The sequence below is a fragment of the Bradyrhizobium sp. IC3195 genome, assembly GCF_020193585.1.
Lineage (GTDB): Bacteria > Pseudomonadota > Alphaproteobacteria > Rhizobiales > Xanthobacteraceae > Bradyrhizobium > Bradyrhizobium yuanmingense.
In genome coordinates, this window is record NZ_JADYVG010000018.1 from 1 (window position 1) to 25,542 (window position 25,542).

The 25,542-nt window shown below is 65.1% G+C and carries 20 protein-coding genes and 1 pseudogene; 11 read left to right on the top strand and 10 right to left on the bottom strand.

The genetic code is table 11. From position 1 onward, the window contains the following. Positions 1 to 66 precede the first annotated feature (66 nt). Together I6F09_RS27210 and I6F09_RS27215 are read right to left on the bottom strand one after the other, a co-directional pair. The gene (locus I6F09_RS27210) at positions 67 to 1,011 is read right to left on the bottom strand and encodes a LysM peptidoglycan-binding domain-containing protein (protein ID WP_036006428.1); all 945 of its coding nucleotides are present in this window, start codon (positions 1,009 to 1,011) and stop codon (positions 67 to 69) included. A 173-nt stretch (positions 1,012 to 1,184) separates the two neighbouring features. Then, entirely contained in the window at positions 1,185 to 1,664 is a 480-nt protein-coding gene (locus I6F09_RS27215; protein ID WP_225189478.1) for a MarR family transcriptional regulator, read from the bottom strand. A gap of 107 nt (positions 1,665 to 1,771) precedes the next feature. Between I6F09_RS27215 and I6F09_RS27220 the strand changes: the two are divergent. Both I6F09_RS27220 and I6F09_RS27225 read left to right on the top strand, forming a co-directional pair. Further along, positions 1,772 to 2,980, top strand: a pseudogene (locus I6F09_RS27220) (ABC transporter substrate-binding protein). Positions 2,981 to 2,996: 16 nt separating this feature from the next. Further along, the gene (locus tag I6F09_RS27225; RefSeq protein WP_225189479.1) at positions 2,997 to 4,175 is read left to right on the top strand and encodes a cytochrome P450; all 1,179 of its coding nucleotides are present in this window, start codon (positions 2,997 to 2,999) and stop codon (positions 4,173 to 4,175) included. A 31-nt stretch (positions 4,176 to 4,206) separates the two neighbouring features. Here I6F09_RS27225 and I6F09_RS27230 read toward each other — a convergent pair whose 3' ends face one another. Further along, positions 4,207 to 4,926 (bottom strand): hypothetical protein, encoded by a 720-nt coding sequence (locus I6F09_RS27230; protein WP_036024916.1) that lies wholly within the window; start codon positions 4,924 to 4,926, stop codon positions 4,207 to 4,209. 285 nt (positions 4,927 to 5,211) lie between these two features. On the opposite strand from I6F09_RS27230, the gene I6F09_RS27235 reads away from it, so the two are divergent. The 4 genes from I6F09_RS27235 to I6F09_RS27250 all read left to right on the top strand — a co-directional run bounded on the left by I6F09_RS27235 (position 5,212) and on the right by I6F09_RS27250 (position 8,900). Beyond that, positions 5,212 to 6,135: an ABC transporter ATP-binding protein gene (locus I6F09_RS27235; protein WP_036006409.1), complete on the top strand. Its 924-nt coding sequence runs from the start codon at positions 5,212 to 5,214 to the stop codon at positions 6,133 to 6,135. Next, entirely contained in the window at positions 6,132 to 6,893 is a 762-nt protein-coding gene (locus I6F09_RS27240) for an ABC transporter permease (RefSeq protein ID WP_036006407.1), read from the top strand. The genes I6F09_RS27235 and I6F09_RS27240 overlap by 4 nt, the downstream gene beginning before the upstream one ends. A 163-nt stretch (positions 6,894 to 7,056) precedes the next feature. Further along, complete coding sequence (locus I6F09_RS27245; protein WP_081492937.1) at positions 7,057 to 7,866, top strand: L,D-transpeptidase; 810 nt, start codon at positions 7,057 to 7,059, stop codon at positions 7,864 to 7,866. A 38-nt stretch (positions 7,867 to 7,904) separates the two neighbouring features. Then, the gene (locus tag I6F09_RS27250; RefSeq protein ID WP_128263074.1) at positions 7,905 to 8,900 is read left to right on the top strand and encodes a glycerophosphodiester phosphodiesterase; all 996 of its coding nucleotides are present in this window, start codon (positions 7,905 to 7,907) and stop codon (positions 8,898 to 8,900) included. A 105-nt stretch (positions 8,901 to 9,005) separates the two neighbouring features. On the opposite strand, the gene I6F09_RS27255 is transcribed toward I6F09_RS27250, so the two are convergent. Then, positions 9,006 to 11,285 carry a fused MFS/spermidine synthase gene (locus tag I6F09_RS27255; RefSeq protein ID WP_225189480.1) on the bottom strand — a complete coding sequence of 760 codons (2,280 nt, stop codon included), beginning with the start codon at positions 11,283 to 11,285 and terminating at the stop codon, positions 9,006 to 9,008. 230 nt (positions 11,286 to 11,515) lie between these two features. Between I6F09_RS27255 and I6F09_RS27260 the strand changes: the two genes are divergently transcribed. Then, positions 11,516 to 13,126 (top strand): NAD(P)/FAD-dependent oxidoreductase, encoded by a 1,611-nt coding sequence (locus I6F09_RS27260; protein ID WP_225189481.1) that lies wholly within the window; start codon positions 11,516 to 11,518, stop codon positions 13,124 to 13,126. Positions 13,127 to 13,400: 274 nt separating this feature from the next. On the opposite strand, the gene I6F09_RS27265 is transcribed toward I6F09_RS27260, so the two are convergent. Then, a complete protein-coding gene (locus tag I6F09_RS27265) occupies positions 13,401 to 13,565 on the bottom strand; it encodes a Flp family type IVb pilin (protein WP_036006397.1) in 165 nt (54 codons plus the stop codon). A gap of 154 nt (positions 13,566 to 13,719) precedes the next feature. On the opposite strand from I6F09_RS27265, the gene I6F09_RS27270 reads away from it, so the two are divergent. Then, complete coding sequence (locus I6F09_RS27270; RefSeq protein WP_225189482.1) at positions 13,720 to 14,607, top strand: 50S ribosomal protein L11 methyltransferase; 888 nt, start codon at positions 13,720 to 13,722, stop codon at positions 14,605 to 14,607. A 39-nt stretch (positions 14,608 to 14,646) separates the two neighbouring features. Here the strand turns inward: I6F09_RS27270 and I6F09_RS27275 are convergent, their stop codons facing one another. After that, a complete protein-coding gene (locus I6F09_RS27275) occupies positions 14,647 to 14,826 on the bottom strand; it encodes a hypothetical protein (RefSeq protein ID WP_036006393.1) in 180 nt (59 codons plus the stop codon). Positions 14,827 to 15,013: 187 nt separating this feature from the next. Here I6F09_RS27275 and I6F09_RS27280 point away from each other — a divergent pair, with 187 nt between their 5' ends. Together I6F09_RS27280 and I6F09_RS27285 are read left to right on the top strand one after the other, a co-directional pair. Further along, a complete protein-coding gene (locus tag I6F09_RS27280) occupies positions 15,014 to 16,843 on the top strand; it encodes an aminopeptidase P family protein (protein WP_225189483.1) in 1,830 nt (609 codons plus the stop codon). A gap of 232 nt (positions 16,844 to 17,075) precedes the next feature. Continuing rightward, positions 17,076 to 18,350 carry a multidrug effflux MFS transporter gene (locus I6F09_RS27285; protein WP_225189484.1) on the top strand — a complete coding sequence of 425 codons (1,275 nt, stop codon included), beginning with the start codon at positions 17,076 to 17,078 and terminating at the stop codon, positions 18,348 to 18,350. 98 nt (positions 18,351 to 18,448) lie between these two features. Here the strand turns inward: I6F09_RS27285 and ppdK are convergent, their stop codons facing one another. Both ppdK and I6F09_RS27295 read right to left on the bottom strand, forming a co-directional pair. After that, entirely contained in the window at positions 18,449 to 21,364 is a 2,916-nt protein-coding gene (ppdK, locus tag I6F09_RS27290) for a pyruvate, phosphate dikinase (RefSeq protein ID WP_225189485.1), read from the bottom strand. 96 nt (positions 21,365 to 21,460) lie between these two features. Beyond that, the gene (locus I6F09_RS27295) at positions 21,461 to 21,616 is read right to left on the bottom strand and encodes a DUF3096 domain-containing protein (protein ID WP_008562090.1); all 156 of its coding nucleotides are present in this window, start codon (positions 21,614 to 21,616) and stop codon (positions 21,461 to 21,463) included. Positions 21,617 to 21,839: 223 nt separating this feature from the next. Between I6F09_RS27295 and I6F09_RS27300 the strand changes: the two genes are divergently transcribed. Then, complete coding sequence (locus I6F09_RS27300; protein WP_036006381.1) at positions 21,840 to 22,193, top strand: DUF1236 domain-containing protein; 354 nt, start codon at positions 21,840 to 21,842, stop codon at positions 22,191 to 22,193. A 275-nt stretch (positions 22,194 to 22,468) separates the two neighbouring features. Here the strand turns inward: I6F09_RS27300 and glyS are convergent, their stop codons facing one another. Then, positions 22,469 to 24,568, bottom strand: a complete 2,100-nt coding sequence (gene glyS / locus I6F09_RS27305; protein ID WP_225189486.1) for a glycine--tRNA ligase subunit beta — start codon at positions 24,566 to 24,568, stop codon at positions 22,469 to 22,471. Next, a complete protein-coding gene (locus tag I6F09_RS27310) occupies positions 24,568 to 25,506 on the bottom strand; it encodes a glycine--tRNA ligase subunit alpha (protein WP_036006377.1) in 939 nt (312 codons plus the stop codon). The genes glyS and I6F09_RS27310 overlap by 1 nt, the downstream gene beginning before the upstream one ends. Positions 25,507 to 25,542: the final 36 nt, after the last annotated feature.

A 25,542-nucleotide genomic window follows, 5' to 3' on the forward strand; every position in this document is an offset into this window, starting at 1 on the left:
CCTCCCCAACCCTCCCCCGCAAGCGGGAGAGGGAGCGCACCGCCTTCTGCGGCAAGATAACGGCCCCTACCTCCGCGCCGCCGGTGACGCCGGCGGCGTGGCCATCGCGGCGGCCGGCTCGGGCGGTGTCAGATGGCGGGGGACGATGATGGTCTGGCCCGGCGTCAGCTGCGCGTTCTCGGGCAGCGAGTTGCTCTGCGCGAGCGTCCACAGCGGCACGCGGTTTGCTGCTGCGATGCTCTCCATGGTGTCGCCGCGGCGCACCGGCACCCGCACGCCGCTGTCCCACAATTCGACCAGCGTGTCCGCCGGCACGAGATAGCGCAGCGGCACGGCATCGGCCTGCGTTTGCGGCGGAATGCGCGGCAGCTGCGTCACCATCTCGACGATCTGACGATGGATATCGTCGGACTTCTCGATGTTGATGTGGGTGACGCGCGCGTTCCGCTTGAGGTCATAGCTGGCGTAATGGCCGCGAAAGCCGGGAACAGCCACGACGTCGCCGCCGCCGAGCACGCTGTCGGACAGGAAGATGTTGATGAAGCGCTCGACGTTGAGGGGGACATCGCCGGTCGCTTGCGCGGGATCGATGGCGATGACGAGGCTGATCGGGATGTTCTCCTTGGCCGCCATCTCGGAGATGACGATCGAGCACAGCCCGCCCATGGAATGGCCCATCAGCACGATCGGCGCCGGCGATTCCTTATAGCTGGAGATGGCGCGATCGCCGATCCACCGGCAGATGGTGAATTCGTAGACGTTGGCCGAGAAGCCGGCCTTCGTTAGCTTCTCTTCGAGCCGATCCATGCCGGTCGAGAAGATCGGGCCCATGGCGCCGCGGAACAGGTAGATTTTTGGCGGCGGCAACGGCTCGAACGGCGGAGGCGGCGGCGGCGCGGCGGGGGCGGTCGCGTTGGTCTTGGACTTGGGGGGAGTAGCAGCGGCCATGCCACTGCTCAAGGCGAGCAGCACCACTGCTGCCAGCGCGAGGAGTCGCCTCGAATGAATCATCAGTCCAGCAGTCCCACCACGGGAGGCAGGGGCCTCCCCTGACCGGCTTAGTGACCATCGATTGGGTGGATTTTGGGGCACGGGAACCGACCATCTCTCGTCCGGCGCCCTCTCCGGCTGCCGCGCCGCTGGACGTGGCTGCGACCGTCGGCCTCAGGCGGGCCTCTCCCGGGCTAAAGCGGCAGCAGCCGGTTGAGCAATTCGAGCAGGGTGCGCTGCTCCGCCTCCGTGAGCGGGGCCAGCATCTTCCGGTTATAGAGCCCCGTCAGGCTTGCCCCGTCCTGAATGAGCTTGGCGCCCTTCGGCGTAAGCATCAACTCGACCGCGCGGCGGTCGGATCTCGAGCGGTTACGCTTGATGAAGCCGGACGATTCCAGCTCGTTCAGGATCTTGATCAGGTTCGGCAGGCGCAGGCGGAGCAGGCTGGCAAGGCTGCTGGGGGGAACGCCCGGATTGTCGCGAATGACGACGAAGATCGCGTAGGTCGCCGGCGTCAGGCCCAGTGCGGCGAACTCCTCGTAGAAGCCTTCGAAGAACTTCAGCTGCGCGAGCCGCAGCATGAAGCCGGGCGTGCGCTGCAGCGCGCGCAAGTCCAGTGACGTCTCCGACGGTTGAGCGGGCTTCGCTCCGGGTCTGACTGCTTTCGGGCTCATGATCCTGGATCCGGCGGCCACAAGTCGGCCGAATTGACACTCTCAAAAATAGCTATAAAATATAACTATTATAGAGCGGCACCAAGACCGCCCATGGGAGGGACACAATGAACAGCAAATTCCTGCATAAACTGTGCATGGTGGCCGCGGTGCTGACCGCCGCACCGACCTTGGCCCAGGACGTCGTGAAGATCGGCATCCTGAACGATCAATCGGGGCCGTTCGCGAGCTATCAGGGCATCGGCTCGGTCGTCGCCGCCAAGATGGCCGTCGAGGACTATGGCGGAAAGGCCGCCGGCAAGCCGGTGGAAGTCGTTGCGGCGGACCATTAGAACAAGACGGACATCGGCATCGGTATCGCCCGGCGCTGGTACGAGAACGAGAGCGTCGATGCGATCTTCGACATTCCGAACTCGTCGATTGCGCTCGCCGTGGCCGGCATGAGCGCCGAGAAGAACAAGGTCTTCGTCGGCTCGGGCGCCGGCACGGTACTGCTGACCGGCGAGAAGTGCACGCCAAACACCGTGCACTGGACCTACGACACCTATTCCTACGGGCGCGGCCTCGGCAAGGCCATCGTGCAGCAGGGCGGCAAGAAATGGTTCTTCATCACCGCGGATTACGCGTTCGGCCATGATCTGGAAAAGCAGGCCGCGGAAGCCGTGAAAGCGTCCGGCGGTGAGGTGCTCGGCAGCGTGCGGCATCCGTTGGGCACGGCTGATTACGCCTCATTCCTGCTCCAGGCCCAGGCGTCGGGTGCGAGCGTCATCGCATTCGCCAATGCGGGGGACGATACCATCACCTCGATGAAGCAGGCCGCCGAGTTCGGGCTGACGAAGGATCACAAGCTGGTCGGATTGATCCTCGGCATGAACGGCCTTCCCGCGCTTGGGCTCAAGTTTGCGCAGGGCGCGCAGATCATGAATCCGTTCTACTGGGATCTGACCGACGGCACGCGTGCTTTCGCGAAGCGCTTCGCCGAACGCATTCCCTCGAAGGCCTATCCGAACGACATGCAGGCCGGCGTCTATGCCTCGGTCATCCACTACCTCAAGGCGGTCCACAAGGCCGGCGGCGCCAAGGACGGCAAGGCCGTGGTCGCGACGATGAAGCAGATGCCGACCGACGATCAGTTGTTCGGCAAGGGCTACATCCGCAAGGACGGCCGCAAGATCCATCCGCTCTACCTGTTGCAGGTCAAGGCTCCCGAGGAATCGAATTCGTCCTGGGATCTGCTGAAGGTCGTTGCCACGATCAAGGGCGAGGACGCGTTCCGGTCCGAGAGTGACGGTCAGTGCCCGCTCGCAAAGCAATAGCGGTTCGGAGCTGACCATGAGCGGCATTGCATCCAGTCCGGTCGATCCGTTCGCGCCCGGCTTTCTGACGGATCCCTATCCCGCCTATGAGGCGCTGCGCGCAATCGGGCCGGTGTTCGAGGTGGAGCGCTACGACGTGTGGGCCATGGCCCGCTATGCCGAGGTCGAAGCGGCCCTGAAGGACTGGAAAACGTTCATCAGTGGCGAGGGCGTCGGGCTGAGCGGGATGAACCCGGCGCTGCCAAAGCCGCTGACCCTGCAGATCGATCCGCCCGACCACGACAAGGGCCGCCGCGTGCTCGGCCGCACGCTGTCTCCGGGCGTCGCAAGGAAGCTGCGCGAGACGTTCCAGCGCGAAGCAGAGAGGAAGGTCTCGGAGCTGATCGATAAAGGCACCTTCGATGCCGTGACCGATCTTGCGGAAGCCTATCCGATGAAGGTGTTTCCGGACGCGATCGGCATCCGCCCCGATGGGCGCGAGAAGCTGCTCGCCTGGAGCACGTTCGTATTCAACAGCTTCGGCCCGGAGAACGAGATCCTCGCGGCGTCGCGGAAGGATGGTCTCACGGCGCAGAGCTGGATCATGGAATGTTGTGCGCGCGATGCGCTACGGCCCGACAGCCTCGGCATGATGATCTACCAGGCGGCCGATGAGGGCGAGATCACCGAGCACGAGGCGACGCATCTGGTGCGGCCGTTCCTCACGGCAGGAATCGACACCACCGTCAATGGCATCGGCAATACCCTGCTCGCGCTCGCCACTCATCCGGACGAATATCGCAAGCTGCACGAGAAACCAGAGCTGGCGCGCAACGCCTTCGAGGAAGGCCTTCGCTACGATTCACCGGTGCAGACGTTTTTTCGCACCACCTCGCGCGATGCCGAGATCGGCGGCGGCGTGATCCCGGCGCACCGCAAGGTGCTGCTGTTCATGGCCTCCGCCAATCGCGATCCCGCGCGCTGGGACAAGCCGGCCCGTTTCGACGTGGAGCGGGTTGCGACCGGCCATGTCGGCTTCGGCGCAGGCATACACGCCTGCATCGGCCAGATGATCGCGCGTCTGGAGGGCGAATTGATCTTCGGCGAGCTCGCAAGGCGCGTGAAGACGATCGAGCTCGCGGCGGAGCCGAAGCGCAGGCTCAACAATTCCCTGCGCGGGCTGGAGAGCATGCCGGTTCGCGTAACGCCAGCTTAGGCGGGCATCACGCGGCAGGATGCGCGACGGCTCAATTCCTCGCCGGATCCGTTGCCGCCGCCGCGCGTGCGGGCCGCGGCGCAGCGGGTTCGGCGACTCGCGCAGCCGGGGCGCGCGAGCGCATGATGGCGGCGTCGATCTCGGCGATGACGCGGCGCTGGATCGCCTCGTTCTTGTCGATCGAGATGTGGCCGACGCCACTGCCGCGGATGTCGACATTGTCGAGCTTGCCGCGGAACCCGGCCGCGGCCCGCACCGGCTCGCCGGGGCCATCGCCGATATAGATGTTGATGTAGCGTTCCGCGCCGGTCGAGAGCTTGGTCTTGAACACGGAGTCGAGGCCGATCGCGAGCTTCACGGGCACGCCGAGCTGGTTGAGCTTGGCGATCATGTCGGGCAGCGCGGTCGCACCCGAGGAATGGCCGACCAGGATGATGGTCTTGAGCCGACCGGCCTTGTAGGCAGCCGCCGCTTCATCGGCGAGCGAGGACCAGGACACGAAATTGGCGACGGTCACCGGAACGCCCTGCGCCTGGAGCCGGGCGCCGATGGTGTCGAGGCCGAGCGAGAAGATGTTGAGCACGCCGCGGAGCAGATAGACATGCGTGGTCGCCGCCGCGGCCTGGCTCGGCGCGGCCTTGGCGGTGGTCGGGCTGATGGCAACAGCTGACAGCAGGAGCAGGCCCATCGCCCAAACACGGAGGGCGGACAATTGGCTGGCGCCGGCGGTGTGACGGCCGTTCGGTCTCATCGATCTTTTCCCTGGAGACAATACGCTTCGCGATTGGCCGGAATCGTAGCCACGGCGCGCTCGCAGACGCAACAAAGAGGCGCGTGAGCGCTAATCTTAGCAGCAAGCCGTGACCATCGCGCAACACTTGCCCGGAACATGCCACTAAAGCGCCTGTTTTGAGACCATTTTTCTCCGGGGAATTGCGGAGGGACAATGGCGTTCCTATTTCAGGGCTCCGCCGACCTGTCCTCCTGGATGGTCCGGCCCCCTCCCCAGCCTTTGCTCCTCAGCCTCGCGGCCATCATGTCTTCCATCATCTCCGTCGCCAATCTGTCGAAGACCTATGGGTCCGGCTTCAAGGCGCTCAAGAACGTCAATCTCGACATCAAGCGCGGCGAGATTTTTGCGCTGCTCGGCCCCAACGGCGCCGGCAAGACCACGCTGATCTCGATCATTTGCGGCATCGCCAATCCGAGCGAAGGCCGCGTCCTGGTCGGCGGCGAGGACATCCAGACCTCCTACCGCAAGGCGCGCTCGCTGATCGGCCTCGTGCCGCAGGAATTGCACACCGACGCCTTCGAGAGCGTGTGGGCGACCGTGAGCTTCTCCCGCGGCCTGTTCGGCAAGCCGAAGAACCCCGATCACATCGAGAAGGTGCTGAAGGCCCTCTCGCTGTGGGACAAGAAGGACAACAAGATCATCACGCTCTCCGGCGGCATGAAGCGCCGCGTGATGATCGCCAAGGCATTGTCGCACGAGCCGCAGATCCTGTTCCTGGACGAGCCGACCGCCGGCGTCGACGTCGAGCTGCGCAAGGGCATGTGGGAGGTGGTACGCGGGCTTCAGCAATCCGGCGTCACCATCATCCTCACCACGCATTACATCGAGGAAGCCGAGGAGATGGCCGACCGCATCGGCGTCATCAACAAGGGCGAGATCGTGCTGGTCGAGGACAAGACCACCTTGATGCAGAAGCTGGGCAAGAAGCGGCTGACGCTGCATCTGCAGAACAAGGTGACGGCGTTGCCGGAAAGCCTCAGCCAATACGAGCTCGAGCTCTGCGACGGCGGCGCGACGCTGGTCTACGATTACGACACCCAGGGCGAGCGCACCGGCATCACCAGCCTGCTCGGCGATTTGCGCGCCGCCGGCATCCGCTTCAACGACCTCGACACGACGCAATCGTCGCTCGAGGACATCTTCGTCGACCTCGTGAGGACGTCATGAACCACCGCGCCATTCGCGCCATCTACCTGTTCGAAATGGCGCGCACCTGGCGGACACTGCTGCAAAGCATCGTCTCGCCGGTGGTCTCGACCTCGCTCTATTTCGTGGTGTTCGGCGCTGCGATCGGCTCGCGCATCAGCGAGGTCGAGGGCGTCAGCTACGGCACCTTCATCGTGCCGGGCCTGATCATGCTTTCGGTGCTGACGCAGAGCATCGCCAACGCCTCGTTCGGCATCTACTTCCCGAAATTCACCGGCACGATCTACGAGATCCTGTCGGCGCCGATCTCCTATTTCGAGATCGTGCTCGGCTATGTCGGCGCCGCCGCCACCAAGTCGATCATCCTGGGCCTGATCATCCTGGCGACCGCCGGGCTCTTCGTTCCATTGCATATCCAGCATCCGGTCTGGATGCTGGCCTTCCTGGTGCTGACGGCGGTGACGTTCAGCCTGTTCGGCTTCATCATCGGCATCTGGGCCGACGGATTCGAGAAGCTGCAGATGATTCCGATGCTGGTGGTGACGCCGCTCACCTTCCTCGGCGGCAGCTTCTATTCCATCGACATGCTGCCGCCGACATGGCGCACGGTCGCGCTGCTCAACCCGGTCGTCTATCTGATCTCCGGCTTCCGCTGGAGCTTTTACGAGATCGCCGACGTCAGCGTGTCCGTCAGCATCGGCATGACGTTGGCCTTCCTGGTGATCTGCCTGGTCGTGATCTGGTGGATTTTCCGAACCGGATACCGGCTCAAGAACTGACCACGCGGCGCTCGCGAAAATGTCAGCGCCGCCGGCCGGCGCGGCACAAAGCGGCCTTGCTTACGCCTGCCATCACGTTAACGATGGACAGGCTGGCCGCTGGAACCAACGCCGGGCTGCAGGCATAATGCACGCCGGGGGACGGAGAGCCGCGGCGCTAAGCATGAACAGGCCGGAGGCCAGAAGTCAGATGCGTTCGTTTTTTATTGCTCTCACATCCCTGATGCTTTTGAGCGCGGGCACCGCGCAGGCCAAGGTCGAGATCACCGTCGACAAGGACAATCAGCAGATGACCGTCGCCGTCGACGGGGTCGCGCGCTACCGCTGGCCGGTGTCGACCGGCCTCCCCTCGCGCGAGACGCCGAACGGCGCCTTCCGGGCCTTCCGCATGGAAGAGGATCACTACTCCAAGGAATTCGACGACGCGCCGATGCCGCACGCGATCTTCTTCACCAAGGTCGGGCACGCCATCCACGGCACGGACTCGGTCGGCCGGCTCGGCTCGCCGGCATCCCATGGCTGCGTGCGCCTGTCGCGCCAGAATGCCTCGACGCTCTATGCGCTGGTGCAGCAGCAGGGCGTGCTCAACACCACGGTGACGCTGACCGGCTCGGCACAGGTGGCGCTGGCGCGCAATCCGCGCGGCCGCAACAACACTGCGGTGGCCCGCGCCCCGCAGCCGGCCGAAGACCAATACGCCACCACCGGCGCCCCCGTGGACCTGACCCCGCCGGCGCAGCCCGCGCGGCGCTACATGCCGCAGGACGACAATTACATCTACCCGGCCGACGGCAGCGACACCGGCGCGCGCTATCCGGCGCCGCGCTCGGCCACCCGCCCGCTCTACGACGCGCAGGTCTATCAGCAGCAGCCGCGGCCTTATTACGACCAGGGCTACGGCCAGCAGGGCTATTACTATCAGCCGCAGCCGCGGCAGGTTTATCAGCCGCGCGGCTACTACTATCAGAACTGACCCGGCGACCATCAACCGCCCTTGACCGTCGAGGCACCATGCCATCACGTGCCACGACAATCCCGGTGCTGCTCTCGCTGCTCACTGCCGGACAAGCCATGGGATCTGATTTGGCCTTCGACCTCGAGGCGCATCGCGGCGGGCGGGCGCTGCTGCCGGAAAACACCCTGCCCGCCTTCGCCCATTCGCTGACGATGGGCGTGGACACGCTGGAGCTCGACGTCGGCGTCACCGCCGACGGCGAAGTGATCGTCGCGCATGAGCGCGGGCTCAATCCCGATCTCGCACGGCGGCCCGATGGCGCCTACATCGCTCCGCCCGGCACGCCGTTCGTGAAATTGCGGCTCGACGAGATCAGGACCTATGACGTCGGCCAGATTCGGCCGGACAGTGCCTATGCGAAACAATTTCCGGGCCAGCGTGCCGTCCCGGGGACTCGCATTCCCACCTTGCGCGAGCTGTTCGCGCTGGTGCGCAAGTCCGGCAACAGGCAAGTGCGCTTCAACATCGAGACCAAGATCGATCCGAACCGTCCCGATGAAACGCTTGATCCGCAAGAATTCGTCGCGAAGCTGCTCGGGGTGATCGAGACCGAGGGAGTCTCCGATCGCGTCATGATCCAGTCGTTCGACTGGCGAACCTTGCGTCGCGTCCAGCAGCAGGCGCCGAACATCCCGACCGCGTACCTGACGATCCAGCGCGGCCTGGCTCCGACGGTAGCGCTCGACAAGGCGACAAACTGGACGGCGGGGTTCAACCCGGCCGATCACGCCGGCTCGCTGCCGCGCACGATCAAGGCTGCGGGCGGCGCGATCTGGTCGCCCTATTTCGGCGACGTGACCGCGCCTCTGGTCTCGGAGGCCCACGCGCTCGGACTGCGCGTCGTGGTATGGACGGTGAACAAGCGCGAGGACATGACGCGCATGATCGAGCTCGGCGTCGACGGCATCATCTCGGACAGGCCGGATCTATTGCGAGAGGTGGCCGGCGCTAAGGGAATTGCGCTGCCGGTGGGGACGCCCGTGGCGCCGTAGTTGCGATGCCTCGTAGCCCGGATGGAGCGCAGCGAAATCGGGACAGTACCACGCCGGGAGCGCCCCCGGATTGCGCTTCGCTCCATCCGGGCTGCGAAGAGAGCCCTACTCGCCGTCCTTCCAACGCCGATATAGCGCGCCCAGGATGTTCGAATAGTCATCGGTCCAGACTCGCACCCTGTCGTCGGCTTCGGTCTGTTCCCATTGCTTGGACGACGCGAGCCTGCCGATGTCGGCCTCCTCGCGCGCGGAGATGACGACGTCGGTCGAGAAGATGTAGTCGCCATCGCGCCCGGAATCCTCGTTGAAGACCCAGCTCTTGAGATCGTTGGCGTCCGCGATACCGACGACCACGGTTTCGAGATCCAGATGCCGGTTGGAGACGTGCATCACCACGGCGCCGTGCGGCGCGAGCTTGTCCTTGTAGATCTTCATCGCCTCTTCGGTCGCAAGATGGATCGGGATCGCGTCGGACGAATAGGCGTCGACGATGACGAGATCATAGGCGCCGTCGGGCTCCTTGGCGAAGGTGAGGCGCGCATCGCCGATGACGGGCTTCATGTCGGGCATGCAGCTCGAGATGTAGCGGAAATTCCTCGGGTCGCGCGCCGCGTCGACCATGGACTGGTCGATCTCGAAAAAGGTCCAGTCCTCCCCCCGCTCGGCGGCGCAGGCGAGCGTGCCGGAGCCGACGCCGATCGCGGCGACCTTCAGCGGCGCGCCCTTGCGCTCGCGGATTGCGCTGACGGCCTGACCGATGCCGCCGTCCTTGTGATAATAGGTGATCGGCTCGGGCCGGCCGGCAACAGGCGTGCCGTCATTGTTGCGGAAACGCTCGGCGCCATGAATGGTGGTGCCGTGCATCAGCACGTGGAAATAACCGCCCGGCGTCACCACGATCTTGTGCACGCCGAAGAAGCTGCGCACGGTCGTGACGCGGCCCTCGTCCGCGGGATAGACGCGGATCAACGCCAGAGCCAGCACGACGGTGGCAAAGATCTTCCAGCGCCCGGCATTGAGGATCAGCGCGAGCAGAGCGGCGAGCACGCCGACGGCGCCGGCGACCCAGACGCGATGATCCTCGAACCAGGTCGAGAGGCCGCCGGTCGTGTATGACGGCGCGATGAGCGCCACCGCGAGCGCGGCGAGCGCCAGCCAGTACCATTTGACGATTGCGGCCAGCCGCTCATTCGCGGACGGACGGCACAGCGCGGCAAGCGCGATCAGGATCGGATATTCCACGATCCAGGAGAAGGTGAAGGGCGCAACCAGCCCCGCGAACAAGCCGCCGACCATGCCGCCGAACGACAGCGCGACATAGAAGCCGGTGAGATATTTTGCGGCCGGCCGCGTCCGCGCCAGCTCGCCGTGGCAGGCCATGGCGATGACGAAGAAGCAGAGTTGATGTCCGCCGAGGGTCAGCAGCAGGTTCTGCTCGCCGCCGAAAGCCAGCAGGACGACGACGCCCGCAATCGCGACCGGCTGGAGCATCAGCATCCATTTGTGCGGCAGCAGCGGCCGCGACTGGAACACGACGACCCAGGTCAAGAGGTAAAGCGACAGCGGCAGCACCCACAAAAGCGGCGCCGCCGCGACGTCGGTCGAGATGTGCGCGGTGACGGCGATGAGCAGGCCCGATGGCACGGCGGCGAGGAAGATCCAGCGCAACCGCGTCAAGAGGCCGGGCGCGGGTGCATTCACGTCCTCGGCTCGCATGTCGGTCAGCGCCAGCTTCGGCGAACGCAACAACAGCACGCCGCAGGCGCCGATGAGGAGGATCAGCAGGCCATAGCCACCGGTCCAGAACCGGTTCTGCATCTGCAGCGTGAACATCGGCTCCAGCAGGAACGGATAGGACAACAGCGCGAGGAAGCTGCCGACATTGGAGGAGGCGTAGAGGAAATAGGGATCATGGCCGGCCGGATGGCCGGTGCGGACGAACCAGGCCTGCAGCAGCGGATTGTTCGCGGCGAGCGCAAAGAACGGCAGCCCGATCGAGACTGCGAACAGGGCGAGCAGCCAGACTGCGTAGCCCGAAGCCGGCGGCTCGCCATAGGCGGAGGCGATGCCGAGCGGCAGCGTGGCGAAGGCGGCGAACAGCAGCACCAGATGTACCGCGACGGGGACGATCCGGTTCCGCGCCTGCATCAGCAGATGCGCATAGGCATAGCCGGCCAGCAGCAGCGACTGGAAGAACACCATGGCCACCGACCACACCGCCGGCGAGCCGCCGAGCCGCGGCAGCACCATCTTGGTGAACAGAGGCTGCACCGAGAACAGCAGCAGCGCGCTGACGAAGATCGCAGCGGTGTAGATCGTCAGCAGCAGCCGGTTGCGCGACGACGACGGCTGCTCCGTGGCGGCGGGTTGCACGATCGAATCCATGAATGCTCCGGCTCAAACCCCGGCGGGCGCCGGATCGCGCGCAATGGAGCACAAGGCGCCTGGACGGGCAATAAAGTGTGGCGCGATGTTGCAGCAAGGAATGCCTGATATAGAGATGTCGTTCCGGTACGATCCGCAGCATCGAACCCGGAACCTCGAGATTCTCCGGTGCGGAGCCCGCATCATAGTTCGGCTCTGCCGAGTAGCCCCGGAATTAAGCCAAGGAAGTCATGACAGATACCGACGTCATCATCATCGGCGCGGGCCATAACGGCCTCACCTGCGCGACCTATCTGGCGATGGCGGGCCTGCGCGTGCGCGTGGTCGAGCGGCGCAAGGTGGTCGGCGGTGCCGCGGTGACGGAGGAGTTTCACCCCGGCTTTCGCAATTCTGTCGCCGCCTACACCGTGAGCCTGCTCAATCCGCAGGTGATCCGTGACCTCAAGCTTGCCGAGCAGGGCCTGCGCATCGTCGAGCGGCGTGCGCAGAATTTTCTGCCCGCGCCGGACGGCAGCTATCTCCTCACCGGCGAGGGACGAACGAAAGCCTCGGTGGCGCGGCTCAGCGCGCATGATGCGGAAGCGCTCGACGGCTTCGCGCGCGAGCTGGAAGGCATTGCCGACGTGCTCAGGCGGTTCGTGCTCCGCGCGCCGCCGAACCTGCTCGACAGCTTTGGCACCAACGCGGTCCGCGAGGCCGTGAACGCTTTGCAGAGCGCCAACATTCTGCGCGGCCTGACGCTGGAACAAAGCCGCAGCCTGCTCGATCTGTTCACGCGCTCGGCCGGCGAGATGCTGGACGAACGTTTCGAGCACGATCTGGTCAAGGCGCTGTTCGGCTTCGACGCCATCGTCGGCAATTATGCCAGCCCCTACGCCGCCGGCTCGGCCTATGTGATGCTGCATCACGCGTTCGGGGAGGTGAACGGCAAGAAGGGCGTGTGGGGCCACGCCATCGGCGGCATGGGCGCGATCACGCAGGCGATGGCGCGCGCGGCACGCGACCGTGGCGTCGTGATCGACACGGATGCCGGTGTGCGCGAGGTCATCGTCGAGCGCGACCGCGCCGTCGGAATCGTGCTGGAGAACGGCTCTGCGATCCGCGCGAAATATGTCGCGGCCAATGTCAATCCAAAGCTGCTCTACACGCGGCTGATCGCGGCCGATGCTCTGCCTGCGGACTTCCTCGCCCGAATGCGGCATTGGAAGAACGGCTCCGGCACCTTCCGGATGAATGTGGCGCTGGACCGCCTGCCCTCCTTCACGGCGCTCTCAGGCGAGGGCGATCACCTCACCTCCGGCATCATCCTGGCGCCGAGCCTTGGCTATATGGACCGTGCCTGGCTCGACGCGCGCGCGCAGGGCTGGAGCCGCGAGCCCGTAGTGGAGATGCTGATCCCCTCGACGCTCGACGACACGCTGGCCCCGGCCGGCAAGCATGTCGCGAGCCTGTTCTGCCAGCATGTCGCACCAGGGCTTCCCGATGGAAAGTCGTGGGATGACCATCGCCACGAGGTCGCCGATCTCATGATCGCGACGGTGGATAAGTACGCGCCGGGATTTGCGGCAAGCGTGCTCGGCCGTCAGATCCTGTCTCCGCTCGATCTCGAGCGGCAGTTCGGGCTGCTTGCTGGCGACATCTTCCACGGCGCGCTGACATTGAACCAGCTGTTCTCGGCGCGGCCGATGCTGGGCCACGCCGATTATCGCGGGCCGCTGAGAGGCCTCTACCATTGCGGATCCGGCGCCCATCCCGGCGGCGGCGTCACCGGCGCCCCCGGCCATAACGCCGCGCAGGCCATCCTGCGGGATCACCGCGCCCTGTTCGGAAGCCGTGGATAGGGCTGTGGATTGGTTGTGGACAGGCTGTCGAAAGGCCTGTGAGCGGCCAGAGGAGGCCTGGGCGATACGGCCAGGAGCGATCCTGGGGAAAGCCGGTGGGAAATCGGCGGGGCGATCAGGGGAAAAGTGGTGGACAAAGTCCGGACAAGCAGGCGGATAAGCTGTGAAGTCGGGCGGCAAAAACGACCTCGCCCGCCAGGGGAGACCCCTAGCGGGCGGTGATCAGAAACAGCCTTTGAAGAAAATAGCCCCCGCTGGAAAATGGCGGCGGAAATTACTTCAAGGAGGTGCTAATCGAAGTGAACTTCTCGTTCATGGTGGTGCCCAGGCCGTTCACCACGGTAATGATCGCCAGGGCGATACCCGCGGCGATCAGGCCGTATTCGATCGCGGTTGCACCGGACTCATCCGACCAGAACTTCTGAATCATGCGCTTCAAGACTCGCCTCCGTTTCAATTCAAAGCTGCGTGGACTTGCTTGTACATCCGAAAATATACGGGCCACACACTGCAGGCGCGTTAATATGGGAACCTCAACTTGTCCGAAAACTGGGCAGCAAAAGTTCCAAAAATTGAACGCGACGGAACCCTGAATGCAGCCTTCCCCGACCTATCGCGCCAGCTTTTCGATTGGCAGCGAAGCCGACGCCAAGCGCGTCGTCGACGTGCTCACCGAGGTCTTTTTCGACGGCGATGCGGCGGTCGCCGCGTTCCAACGGCCTGACGGACGCTGGGACGTCACGTTGCATTTCGCCGCAGCGCCCGATCAGGCATGGCTGCGCGAACTCGTTGCAACTTCAGCAGGAAATGAGATCGCGGCGACGCTCGTCTTCGACACTGTCGAAGCCAAGGACTGGGTCAAAGCCAGCCTTGAAGATCTCGTCCCGGTGCCGGCCGGCCGCTTCGTCGTGCACGGCAGCCACGATCGCGACCGTGTGGCGCCGAACAAGCTTGCCATCGAGATCGAGGCGGCGCTCGCCTTCGGCACCGGTCACCATGGCACGACGCGCGGCTGTTTACTTCTGCTTGACCATGTCCTGAAGAGCTCCCGCCCAAGGAGCCTGCTCGATCTCGGCACCGGCACGGGCGTGCTGGCGATCGCGGCGGCGAAGGCGCTGCATCGCGCGGTGCTCGCTTCCGACATCGATCCGCCATCGGTCCGGGTGGCCGCCGAGAACGCCACGCTGAACGAAGTTGGCAACCATGTGCGGGTGATCCGCGCCACCGGCTTTGCCGCGCCGGATTTTGCGCGTGCAGGCCCGTTCGACCTGGTGCTCGCCAATATCCTTGCCAATCCGTTGCGGCAATTGTCGAGCCCGATGACGCGGCACCTTGCGCCTGGCGCTCGCGTCATCCTCTCCGGCCTCTTGACGCACCAGGCGCCCGCCGTGATCGCCGCCTACCGCACCCGCGGCCTCGTGCCGGTGAAGCATCTGCGCATCGAGGGGTGGAGCAGTCTGTTGCTGAGGAAGGTCGGATGAACTAACCGCGTCGAGACGGCGGTGCGATCCCTCGCCCCGCTATTCCGCCGGCTTCTTGTTGCGGCGTGACGCGCCCTGCCCCTGCAAAGCGCGCCTGGCGCGGCGCTCGGCGAAACGCTCGATCATCTGGCTGATGAGGCCGCGCGGCTTCTTCGGTGTCGTTGCAGCCGGAGCGCGGCGCGCCGGCGGCGAAATCTTCTCAAAGGTGAACGCTGGCATCGTGTGTCCCCTCGCCGTTGAGATGAACCACCTGCTCGAATTTCCCTGTTATCCGGACGAAGCGCAACTGCCGCATCCTTTACTCCACTCAATTCGAATGGAACTATTTCAAGCACGGTCCATGCCAGATGCGACGCAAATGCGTCTACATTGCGGACTGATCTCCATGATCCTAAAGTGATCCACCATGTTCGAAGCGCACTTCCAGACATTCGAGGAGCCGGAGGCCGGCGTCGCGTTGGCGGCACGGCTGGCCGCACTTCGCGAAGAACTTGCCCGTCGCAAGTTGACCGGCTTCGTCGTGCCACGTGCCGACCAGCAGCAGAACGAATATGTGCCGCCATCGGAAGAGCGGCTCGCCTGGCTGACCGGCTTTACCGGCTCGGCGGGACTAGCAGTGGTTCTGCCGCAGGAGGCTGCGCTGTTCGTCGACGGCCGCTACACGCTGCAGGCGGCCAAGCAGGTCGATGCCAAGGCATGGGCGGTGGAATCGCTGATCGATCCGCCGCCGGAGAGCTGGGTGGCGGCGCATCTGAAAGCCGGCGACCGCCTCGGATTTGATCCGTGGCTGCACACTTTTTCGGCAGCAGAACGGCTGTCCGCCGCCTGCGCCAAGGCCGGGGCCGAGCTGGTCGCGGTCGACAGCAATCCGATCGACGCGATCTGGCAGGACCGGCCGCAGCCGCCGCTCGCCCCCGTCGCGGTGCACAGCCTTCAGCACGCCGGTATCACTGAAGCGGAGAAGCTGACCCAGATCAGGGCCGAGATCGCCAAGCTCGGCACCGATGCCTTGGTGCTGTCGGACAGTCACGCGGTGGCCTGGACCTTCAACATCCGCGGCGCCGACGTCGCCCATACGCCGCTGCCCCTGTCCTACGCGCTGGTGCCGAAGGACGGCCGTCCCACCATCTTCATCGACCACCGCAAGCTCTCCAACCTCACACGCGACCATCTCGAGCAGTCCGCTGACGTGCGCGAACCGGACGCCATGGCGCCGACGCTGATGGCGCTGGCCAAGAGCGGTGCGGCCATTGCGCTCGACAATGCCACAGCGGCCGACGCACTCAGCCGCCTGATCAGCGGGGCCGGCGGCAAGCCGGTGCGCGGCAGCGATCCGGTTGCACTGCTCAAGGCGGTCAAGAACGCGACCGAGATCAAGGGCACCAAGACGGCTCATTTGCGCGACGCCGTGGCGCTGGCGCGCTTCCTCGCATGGATCGATCGCGAGGCGCCAAGCGGCAAGCTCACCGAGATCGACGCGGTCGAGGCGCTGGAAACCTTCCGCCGCGACACCGGCGCGCTCAGGGACGTCTCGTTCCCGACCATCTCCGGCACCGGCCCGAACGGCGCCATCGTGCATTACCGCGTCACCCGCAAGAGCAACCGGCGGATCGCGCCCGGCGATCTCCTGCTGATCGATTCCGGCGCGCAATATGAAGACGGCACCACCGACGTCACGCGCACCATGGCGGTCGGCGAGCCGACGGATGAGATGCGCGACCGCTTCACCCGCGTGCTGCGCGGCCACATCGCGATCGCGCGCGCCGTCTTTCCGGACGGCACCACGGGCGCGCAACTCGACACGCTGGCGCGGCAATATCTCTGGGCCGTCGGGCTCGATTTCGAGCACGGCACCGGCCACGGCGTCGGCAGCTATCTCTCGGTGCACGAAGGACCGGCACGAATTTCGAAGCTCGGCACCACGCCGTTGAAGCGCGGCATGATCCTGTCGAACGAGCCCGGCTACTACAAGACCGATGGCTTCGGCATCCGCATCGAGAATCTCGAGCTGGTCGTCGCCGCCGACATCAAGGGTGCCGAGAAGCCGATGAACGCGTTCGAGACGCTGACCCTGGCGCCGATCGACCGCCGTCTGATCGATGTCGCGATGCTGAGCCGCGACGAGCTCGATTGGCTGAACGCGTACCATGCGCGCGTCAGGGACGACGTGCGGCCGGCGCTGGACGAGGCGACGAAGACCTGGCTCGATCAGGCCACGGCGGAGCTGAAGCTCTAACTCCGTCATAAGACTGCCTGCGTAGGGTGGGCAAAGCATCCGCTGCCGCTCGAAGAGCGGAGGCGGATGCGTGCCCACCATCCATCTCCGGGTGACGGCAGCAATGGTGGGCACGCCGCGCAAAGAGCGCGTCTTTGCCCACCCTACAGGCCCAGCGCCTTGACGCCTCGCGCATAGCCGTATGCCGAAATGGGCGTATTCGCTCGTAACGCGATGCGGCTAGTGTCCGGCGATGCACGGCATGATCAGCAAGCCGCCGGAAACGCCCAGCAATATTGCGACATCACGTCTGGTGTTGCTGCTGCTGGTGGTGATGACCGGCGTCGCGCCGATCTCGCTCTACATCCTGGTTCCGGCGCTGCCCGTGCTGGCGACGAATTTCGGCAGCGACATCTCGATCGCGCAGATGACGGTGTCGCTCTACATGGTCGGCATCGCGCTGTCGCAGCTGATCATGGGTCCGCTGTCGGACCGGTTCGGCCGTCGCCCGGTGCTGCTCGGAGGGCTGGCGCTGATGGTAGCGGCCAGCGTCGCCTGCATCTTCGCGCAGACCCTGCCGCAATTGATCGCCGCCCGCTTCTTCCAGGCGCTCGGCGGCGCATCCGGCATGGTGATCAGCCGAGCCATCATCCGCGACATTTACGAGCGCGACCGCGTCGCCTCGATGATCAGCCTCGTGGTCGCGGCGCTGATGATCGGGCAGATGGTCTCGCCGCTCACCGGCGGCCTGATCGAGACCGCGTTCGGCTGGCGCGCGATCTTCTACGCCATCACCATCGCGGCCATCGTCGTTACCGTCGCGATCGCCTTGGCGTTGCCTGAGACCCGCCGCAGCCGCGCCGCTGGCAGCGGCTTCCGCGACGATCTCGGCATGCTGATCCGGAGCCGCGCCTTCGTCGGCTATGTGATGTGCCAAGTGCTCGCGTCCCAGATCATCTTCACCTTCGCCGGCGGCGGGCCCTACATCGTGGTGACGCAGATGGGCCGCAGCAGCGCCGAATACGGCGCCTGGTTCGCGACGACGGGCTTTGCGTTTCTGGTCGGCAATTTGCTCTGCGTGCGCTTTGCGCCGCGCCACTCGCTGGAGAAGCTGATCTGGTTCGGGCTCGCCCTTCAGCTCTGCGGTAGTCTTGCGAACCTGCTCTGGAGCTTCGCCGGCTGGAACGAGGCGCCCGCCTGGCTGTTCGGCACCCAGATGATCGTGATGGTCGGCAACGCCTTCGTGATGGCGAATTCCGCCGCCGGCGCCATCAGCATCCGTCCCGAAGCGGCCGGCACCGCCTCGGGCGCGATGGGCTTCCTGCAGCAAGGCATTGGCGCGCTGATGTCGCAGTTCGGCGCCTATCTCGGCGGCCACTCGACAACGACGCTGCCGTTGACCGCGGCGGTGCTCGCAATCTCGATCCTTTGCGCCTGCGTGATGTTGTTCATCGTGCCGCGCCGCGAGTCGGTAGCGAGCGCGGCGCTGATCGGACAGGCCGAGGAGGACGAGACGGGAATGATGTGAGCGGCGCTGCGCGCGCCCCACCCGTCTGTGCGAAAAGCCTAAAACGAAAGAGGCGGGGCTGGGCCCCGCCTTTCTCAAACTCACATTTATGCTTCGGCTTACGCTTGGCTCGCGATCGCCTTGCCGAGCGCGGCCTGCGCCGCTGCAAGCCGCGCGATCGGCACGCGGTAGGGCGAGCAGGAGACGTAGTCGAGACCGATATGGTGGCAGAAGGCGACGGAGGCAGGATCGCCGCCGTGCTCGCCGCAGATACCGACCTTGAGCGAAGTGCGGGTCTTGCGGCCGCGCGCAACGCCGATCTTGACCAGCTCGCCGACGCCTTCCTGATCCAGCGAGATGAAAGGGTCCACCGAGAGGATGCCCTTGGCGACGTAGGGACCGAGGAAGCTCGCCGCGTCGTCGCGGCTGATGCCGTAGGTCGTCTGCGTCAAGTCGTTGGTGCCGAACGAGAAGAACTCGGCCGACTCTGCGATCTCGCCCGCGAGCAGGCAGGCGCGCGGCAGCTCGATCATGGTGCCAACCTGATAGGCCAGCTTGGTGTTGGTCTCCCGCATCACGGCCTGTGCGGTGGCATCGATCCGCGCCTTGACCAGATCGAGCTCGGTCTTGGTCGCGATCAGCGGCACCATCACCTCGAGGCCGACGGCTTTGCCGGTGCGCTTCTGCGCCTCGACCGCCGCCTCGAAGATCGCGCGGGCCTGCATCTCGGCGATCTCAGGGTATGCGATCGCGATGCGGCAGCCACGGAAGCCGAGCATCGGGTTGAACTCCGAGAGCTCGCGGGCGCGGTCGGCGAGGCGCCGCGGATCGGTGTTCATGGCGCGCGCCACTTCCTCGACCTCGGCGTGGGTGTGCGGCAGGAATTCATGCAGCGGCGGGTCGAGCAGGCGGATCGTGACGGGCAGGCCCTTCATGATCTCGAACAGCTCGACGAAATCGGCGCGCTGCATCGGCAGCAGTTTTGCCAGCGCGGCGCGGCGCGACTGCTCGTCCTCGGAGAGGATCATCTCGCGCACCGTGCGGATGCGCGTCTCCTCGAAGAACATGTGCTCGGTACGGCAGAGGCCGATGCCTTCGGCGCCGAACTTGATCGCGGTGCGCGCATCATCCGGTGTGTCGCCGTTGACGCGGACGCCGATCTTGCGGACCTGGTCGGCCCAATTCATCAGCGTGCCGAACTCGCCGGAGAGCTCCGGCTCGATCATCGGCATGCGGCCGGCGAGCACCTGGCCGAGCGAGCCGTCGATGGTGATGACGTCGCCGGTCTTGAAGGTGCGCGAGCCTATGCTCATGGTGCCGCGGCCGTAATCGACGCGGATGGTGCCGCAGCCGGAGACGCAGGGCTTGCCCATGCCGCGCGCGACCACCGCCGCGTGCGAGGTCATGCCGCCGCGGGTGGTCAGGATGCCTTCGGCGGCGTGCATGCCGTGGATGTCTTCCGGGCTGGTCTCGATGCGGACCAGAATGACTTTGCGTCCGTCGCCCTGAAGCTTGGCCGCCTCGTCCGAGGAGAACACGATCTCGCCGGAGGCCGCGCCCGGCGAAGCCGGCAGGCCGGTGGCGATCACGTCGCGCTTGGCGTTGGGATCGATGGTCGGATGCAGCAGCTGATCGAGCGAGGCTGGATCGATGCGGGTGACCGCTTCCTTCTTCGAGATCAGGCCCTCATTGGCGAGCTCGACCGCGATGCGCAGCGCCGCCTTGGCGGTGCGCTTGCCGCCGCGGGTCTGGAGCATCCAGAGCTTGCCCTGCTCGACCGTGAACTCCATGTCCTGCATGTCGCGGTAATGCTTCTCGAGCAGCGTGTAGATCCGCGTCAGCTCCTTGAAGGCTTCCGGCATCGCCGCTTCCATCGAGGCCTTGTCGGAGCCGGACTCCTTCCGCGCTTCCTCGGTGATGTCCTGCGGCGTGCGGATGCCCGCGACCACGTCCTCGCCTTGCGCGTTGATCAGGAACTCGCCGTAGAGCTTGCTCTCGCCGGTCGAGGGGTTGCGGGTGAAGGCAACGCCCGTGGCCGAGGTCTCGCCCATGTTGCCGAACACCATGGCCTGCACGTTGACCGCGGTGCCCCAGGATTCCGGAATGTCGTGCAGCTTGCGGTAGGTCACCGCGCGCGCGTTCATCCAGGATGAGAAGACCGCGCCGATCGCGCCCCAGAGCTGGTCGTGCGGATCCTGCGGGAATTCCTTGCCGGTCTCGCGTGCGACCGCGTCCTTGTACTTGCCGACCAGCTCGACCCAGTCCTCGGCGGACAGATCGGTGTCGAGCGTGTAGCCCTGGCTGTCCTTGAAGGTGTCGAGGATCTCCTCGAAGTGATGATGCTCGAAGCCGAGCACCACGTCGGAATACATCGTGATGAAGCGGCGATAGCTGTCATAGGCGAAACGGCGGTCGCCCGACAGCTCGGCCAGCGCTTCCACGGTCTGGTCGTTGAGGCCGAGATTGAGCACGGTGTCCATCATGCCCGGCATCGAGGCGCGCGCGCCGGAGCGCACCGAGACGAGCAGCGGGTTCCTGGTGTCGCCGAACACCTTGCCGGTCAACTTGCCGACATAGTCGAGCGCCTTCTCAACCTGCGGCTTCAGTTCCTTCGGGTAGGTCTTGTCGTGCTCGTAGAAATAGGTGCAGACCGAGGTCGGGATGGTGAAGCCCGGAGGCACCGGCAGGCCGAGATTGGCCATCTCGGCGAGGTTGGCGCCCTTGCCGCCGAGCAGGTCGCGCATTTCCGTCCGGCCCTCGGCCTTGCCGTCACCGAACGTGTAGACCCATTTGCCGGCCTTCGCCGCTGCCGGCGCCGCCTTGGCAGGCACAACCTTCTTCGGCGCAGGCTTCGCGGCAACCTTCGGCGAAGCCGCCTTGGTCATTGCCTTTGCCACCGGCTTTGCAGTGGGTTTGGCGACCGGCTTCGGCGCGCTCTTGGCCAGCGCCTTGCGGGCCGCCGGCGCGGCCTTCGCCTTGGCGGAGGGCTTTGATTTCGCTGCAGTTTTAGAAGGCTTCGAGGCGGCTTTGGCCATAGCTTGCACACAACCTGCGAGAGGAATGGGAAATCGCGGGCCTTACACCACTTTGGGCGGGCCCGCGCAAGACGGACAGTTCCGAAAAGTGAACGCCTAGAAGCGGAGCCACTTCAGGAGCCCGAGCCCGATCGCGCCGTTGACGATGAGGAAGATCGCGACGATGAGGTTGAGAAGCCGCGGCATGATCAGGATGAGCACGCCCGCAATCAACGACAGGATCGGCGAAATGTGGGCGACGGTGATGTGCATGAACTATCTTTCTGTGAGGTGAGGCGAATCGCGCGCGGATCATAACCGGATGGGTTCCGGGAGTAGAGATGCGCAAGGGCTGCTGCGAGTTCCGGCCTCACGAAAACTGCCCGAAATTGCCGCGAATGCGGCATGCCTTTTGCCGGAACATTGGCTTGAGGCACGCATTGGCAACCGGTCGCGCCGCTCGCGCGCCCGCAGAATCACGTCGAAGGAGTTGTCCATGCGGAACAGGATTTTTGCTCTCGCAGCGCTAGCGGCCGCAACCGGCGCGCCCCTTGCGGCGCAGGCGCAAAGCGATGTCACGATTGGACGCGCGCCCGCCATGGTCGACGGCGCGCCGACGATTGCCGTCGAACAACGGCCCGCCTTCCGCGAATATGTCGTTGAACAACGTGTGCCGCCCTTCCGCATTCCGGATCGCGTGGTGGTCGGCACCACCTTACCCGAGGCAGGCGTCACCTATTATGACGTGCCGCAACGTTTCGGCGCCACGACCTATCGCTACACCGTCGTGAACGGCGAAACCGTGCTGGTCGAGCCGCGCTCGCGCCGCATCGTCGAGGTGCTGGACTAAAGACGCAGCCGCTCCATTCGATGTCCGGCGCGTCACATCAGGCTGGCGCGAGCAGTGTTAAATCGGACATCAGGCCCCGCCCGGTCCTCCCCCCGCCGGGCGGGGCTTCTTTGGGCAAGCCACATCAGCAGCCGTCATTCCGGGACACGCCGGAGGCGTGGGCTATGGTGCGCAATTGCGCACCTGAGAATCCATACTCACGATCGTGGTTATGGATTCCGGGCTCGCGCTACGCGCGCCCCGGAATGACAGCGGTGTTTGCCGCAAACCGCGCCTCAATCCTGGATCTTCGAGAAGTCCGCTACCGCGCGCGTGGCGCTGCGGATCTCGTTGAGGAGCTTCAGGCGGTTCTCGCGTACCTTGGGATCGTCGTCATTGACGCGCACCTTGTCGAAGAAGGCATCGACCGGCGGACGCAGCTTTGCCATCGCACTCATCGCGGCGGCGAAGTCTTCCTTGGCCACCGCAGCGCTGGCTTCCGCCTTGACCTCACCGATCGCCTTGGCCAGCGCCTTCTCCTCAGCGAGGCTGTAGAGCGCAGCATCCGGCGCGCCGTCGAAGCTGCGCTTGTCCTTCTTCTCCTCGATGCTGAGGATGTTGCTGGCGCGCTTGGTGCCGGCGAGCAGGTTCTTGCCGTCGTCAGAGTCGAGGAATTTTCCGAGCGCCTCGACGCGGCGGACGATCATCAGGAGATCGTCCTGGCCGCCGAGCGCGAACACGGCATCGACGAGATCGTGGCGCGCGCCCTGCTCGCGGAGTTGGACCTTGAGGCGATCGGCGAAGAAGGCGAGCAGATCGCTCGGAAGCTTCGAGGCATCGGCCGGCTTCACCGACAAGCCGGCGAGCGCTGATCCCGCCACCTTTATGAGCGACAGACGCAGCGCGTTCTCGGCGATCAGCCTGATCACGCCCAGCGCCGCACGACGCAGCGCATAGGGGTCCTTGCTGCCCGTCGGCTTCTCGTCGATCGCCCAGAACCCAACCAGGGTATCGATCTTGTCCGCGAGCGCCACCACGACGCTGACCGGATCGGTCGGAACGCGATCAGCAGGCCCTTGCGGCTTGTAGTGCTCCTCGCAGGCCGCGGCGACGGAGGCGTCTTCGCCCTGAGCCAGCGCATAGTATTTGCCCATCAGGCCCTGCACTTCCGGGAATTCGCCGACGACTTCCGTCAGCAGATCTGCCTTTGCCAGATGCGCCGCGCGCGTCGCCTTGGCGACATCGGCGCCGACCAGCGGCGCGATCTCGGCGGCCAGGCGCTCGATGCGCATGATGCGTTCCGCCTGCGTCCCGAGCTTCTCGTGAAACACGATCTGATCGAACTTCGGCAGCCGGCCCTCGAGCTTCATCTTCAGGTCCGTCTCGTAGAAGAACTTCGCATCCGACAGCCGGGCGCGAATGACGCGCTCGTTGCCGGCGATGATGGTCGCACCACCATCGGTCGCCTCGATATTGGCGACCAGGATGAACTTGCTCGCGAGCTTGCCCGTCTTGGGGTCGCGCACCACGAAACACTTCTGGTTGTTGCGGATGGTGGCGCGGATGACTTCGTCGGGAGTCTTCAAGAATTCCGGCTCGAACGAGCCCATCAGCACGACCGGCCATTCGACGAGGCCGGCGACCTCGTCGAGCAGGTTCTGGTCCTCGACCAGCTCAAAACCTTGCGCGAAGGCCAGCTGCTTGGCGTCGGTGAGGATGGCGTCCTTGCGGCGCTCGGGGTCGAGCACGACTTTTGCTGCAAGAAGCTTAGCCTCGTAGTCCTCGAAGCGGCGCACGGAGATCGGCGCCGGCGCAAGGAAGCGATGACCGTAAGTGGTCTGGCCGCTCTCGATGCCGTCGACCTCGAACTTCACGACATCGGGCTCTTCGGTCTCGGGTCCGAAGGTCGCGGTGATCGCGTGCAGCGGACGCACCCAGTTCAGCGACCCCGGCTTGCCGGAACGCGCGCCCCAGCGCATCGATTTCGGCCAGGGGAAGGTGCGGATGATGACAGGCAGGATCTCGGCGAGCACGTCGATCGCGTCGCGGCCGGGCTTCTCGATCAAGCCGATGTAGAAATCACCCTTGGGGTCGCGCTGGATTTTGGCTTCGTCCAACGACTTCAAACCGGTTGCCTTGAGGAAGCCCTGCACGGCCGCATCGGGCGCGCCGACCTTGGGTCCGCGGCGCTCGGTCTTCAGATCAGGCTGGCGCGCAGGGATGCCGTGCACGGTGAGCGCAAGGCGGCGCGGCGTCGCGAAGGCCTTTGCGCCCTCATAGACCAGGCCTTCGGCAACCAGCTTGTCGGTGACCATGCGGCGCAGATCGTCCGCCGCCTTCGCCTGCATGCGCGCGGGAATTTCTTCGGAAAACAGTTCAAGCAAAAGATCGGGCATCAGGCCGCTCCGCCCGCTTCAGTGTGGATCCAGGCCTCGCCACAAGCTTTTGCGAGCTCGCGCACGCGCAGAATGTAGCTCTGCCGTTCGGTCACGGAGATCACGCCGCGGGCATCGAGCAGGTTGAAGACGTGGCTCGCCTTGATGCACTGGTCGTAGGCAGGCAGCGCCATCAGATGCTGTTTCCGGTTGCCGCCGTCGCGCCAGCCGGCGTCGAGATATTTTTTGCAGGCAGCTTCCGCCATCTTGAACTGCTCGAACAGCATCGCGGTGTCGGCATATTCGAAATTGTGCCGCGAATATTCCTGCTCGGCCTGCAGGAACACGTCGCCATAGGTGACCTTCTGGTCACCGTCGCGTCCATTGAAATTGAGGTCGTAGACGCGGTCGACGCCCTGCACATACATCGCGAGGCGCTCGAGCCCGTAGGTGAGCTCGCCCGCGACCGGGGCGCATTCGAAGCCGGCGACCTGCTGAAAGTAAGTGAACTGGCTGACCTCCATGCCGTCGCACCAGCACTCCCAACCGAGGCCCCAGGCGCCCAGCGTCGGACTCTCCCAATCGTCCTCGACGAAGCGGATGTCGTGCACGGCGGAATCGATGCCGATCGCGGCGAGCGACTTCAGGTACAGCTCCTGAAGGTTCGGCGGCGACGGCTTCATGATCACCTGGAACTGGTAATAGTGCTGCATCCGGTTCGGGTTCTCGCCGTAACGGCCGTCCTTGGGCCGGCGCGAGGGCTGCACATAGGCCGCGTTCCACGGCTTTGGCCCAAGCGCGCGGAGCGTGGTCGCCGGATGGAAGGTGCCCGCGCCCATTTCCATGTCGTAGGGCTGCAGGATCACGCAGCCCTGCTCGGCCCAGAACCGCTGGAGCGCGAGGATGAAGCCCTGGAACGAGCGTTCCGGGCGCATATGGGCGGGCAATGAGGCGTCCATCGTCAGATCGGGCTCTCGCGGGGGGTTTTGAATAGC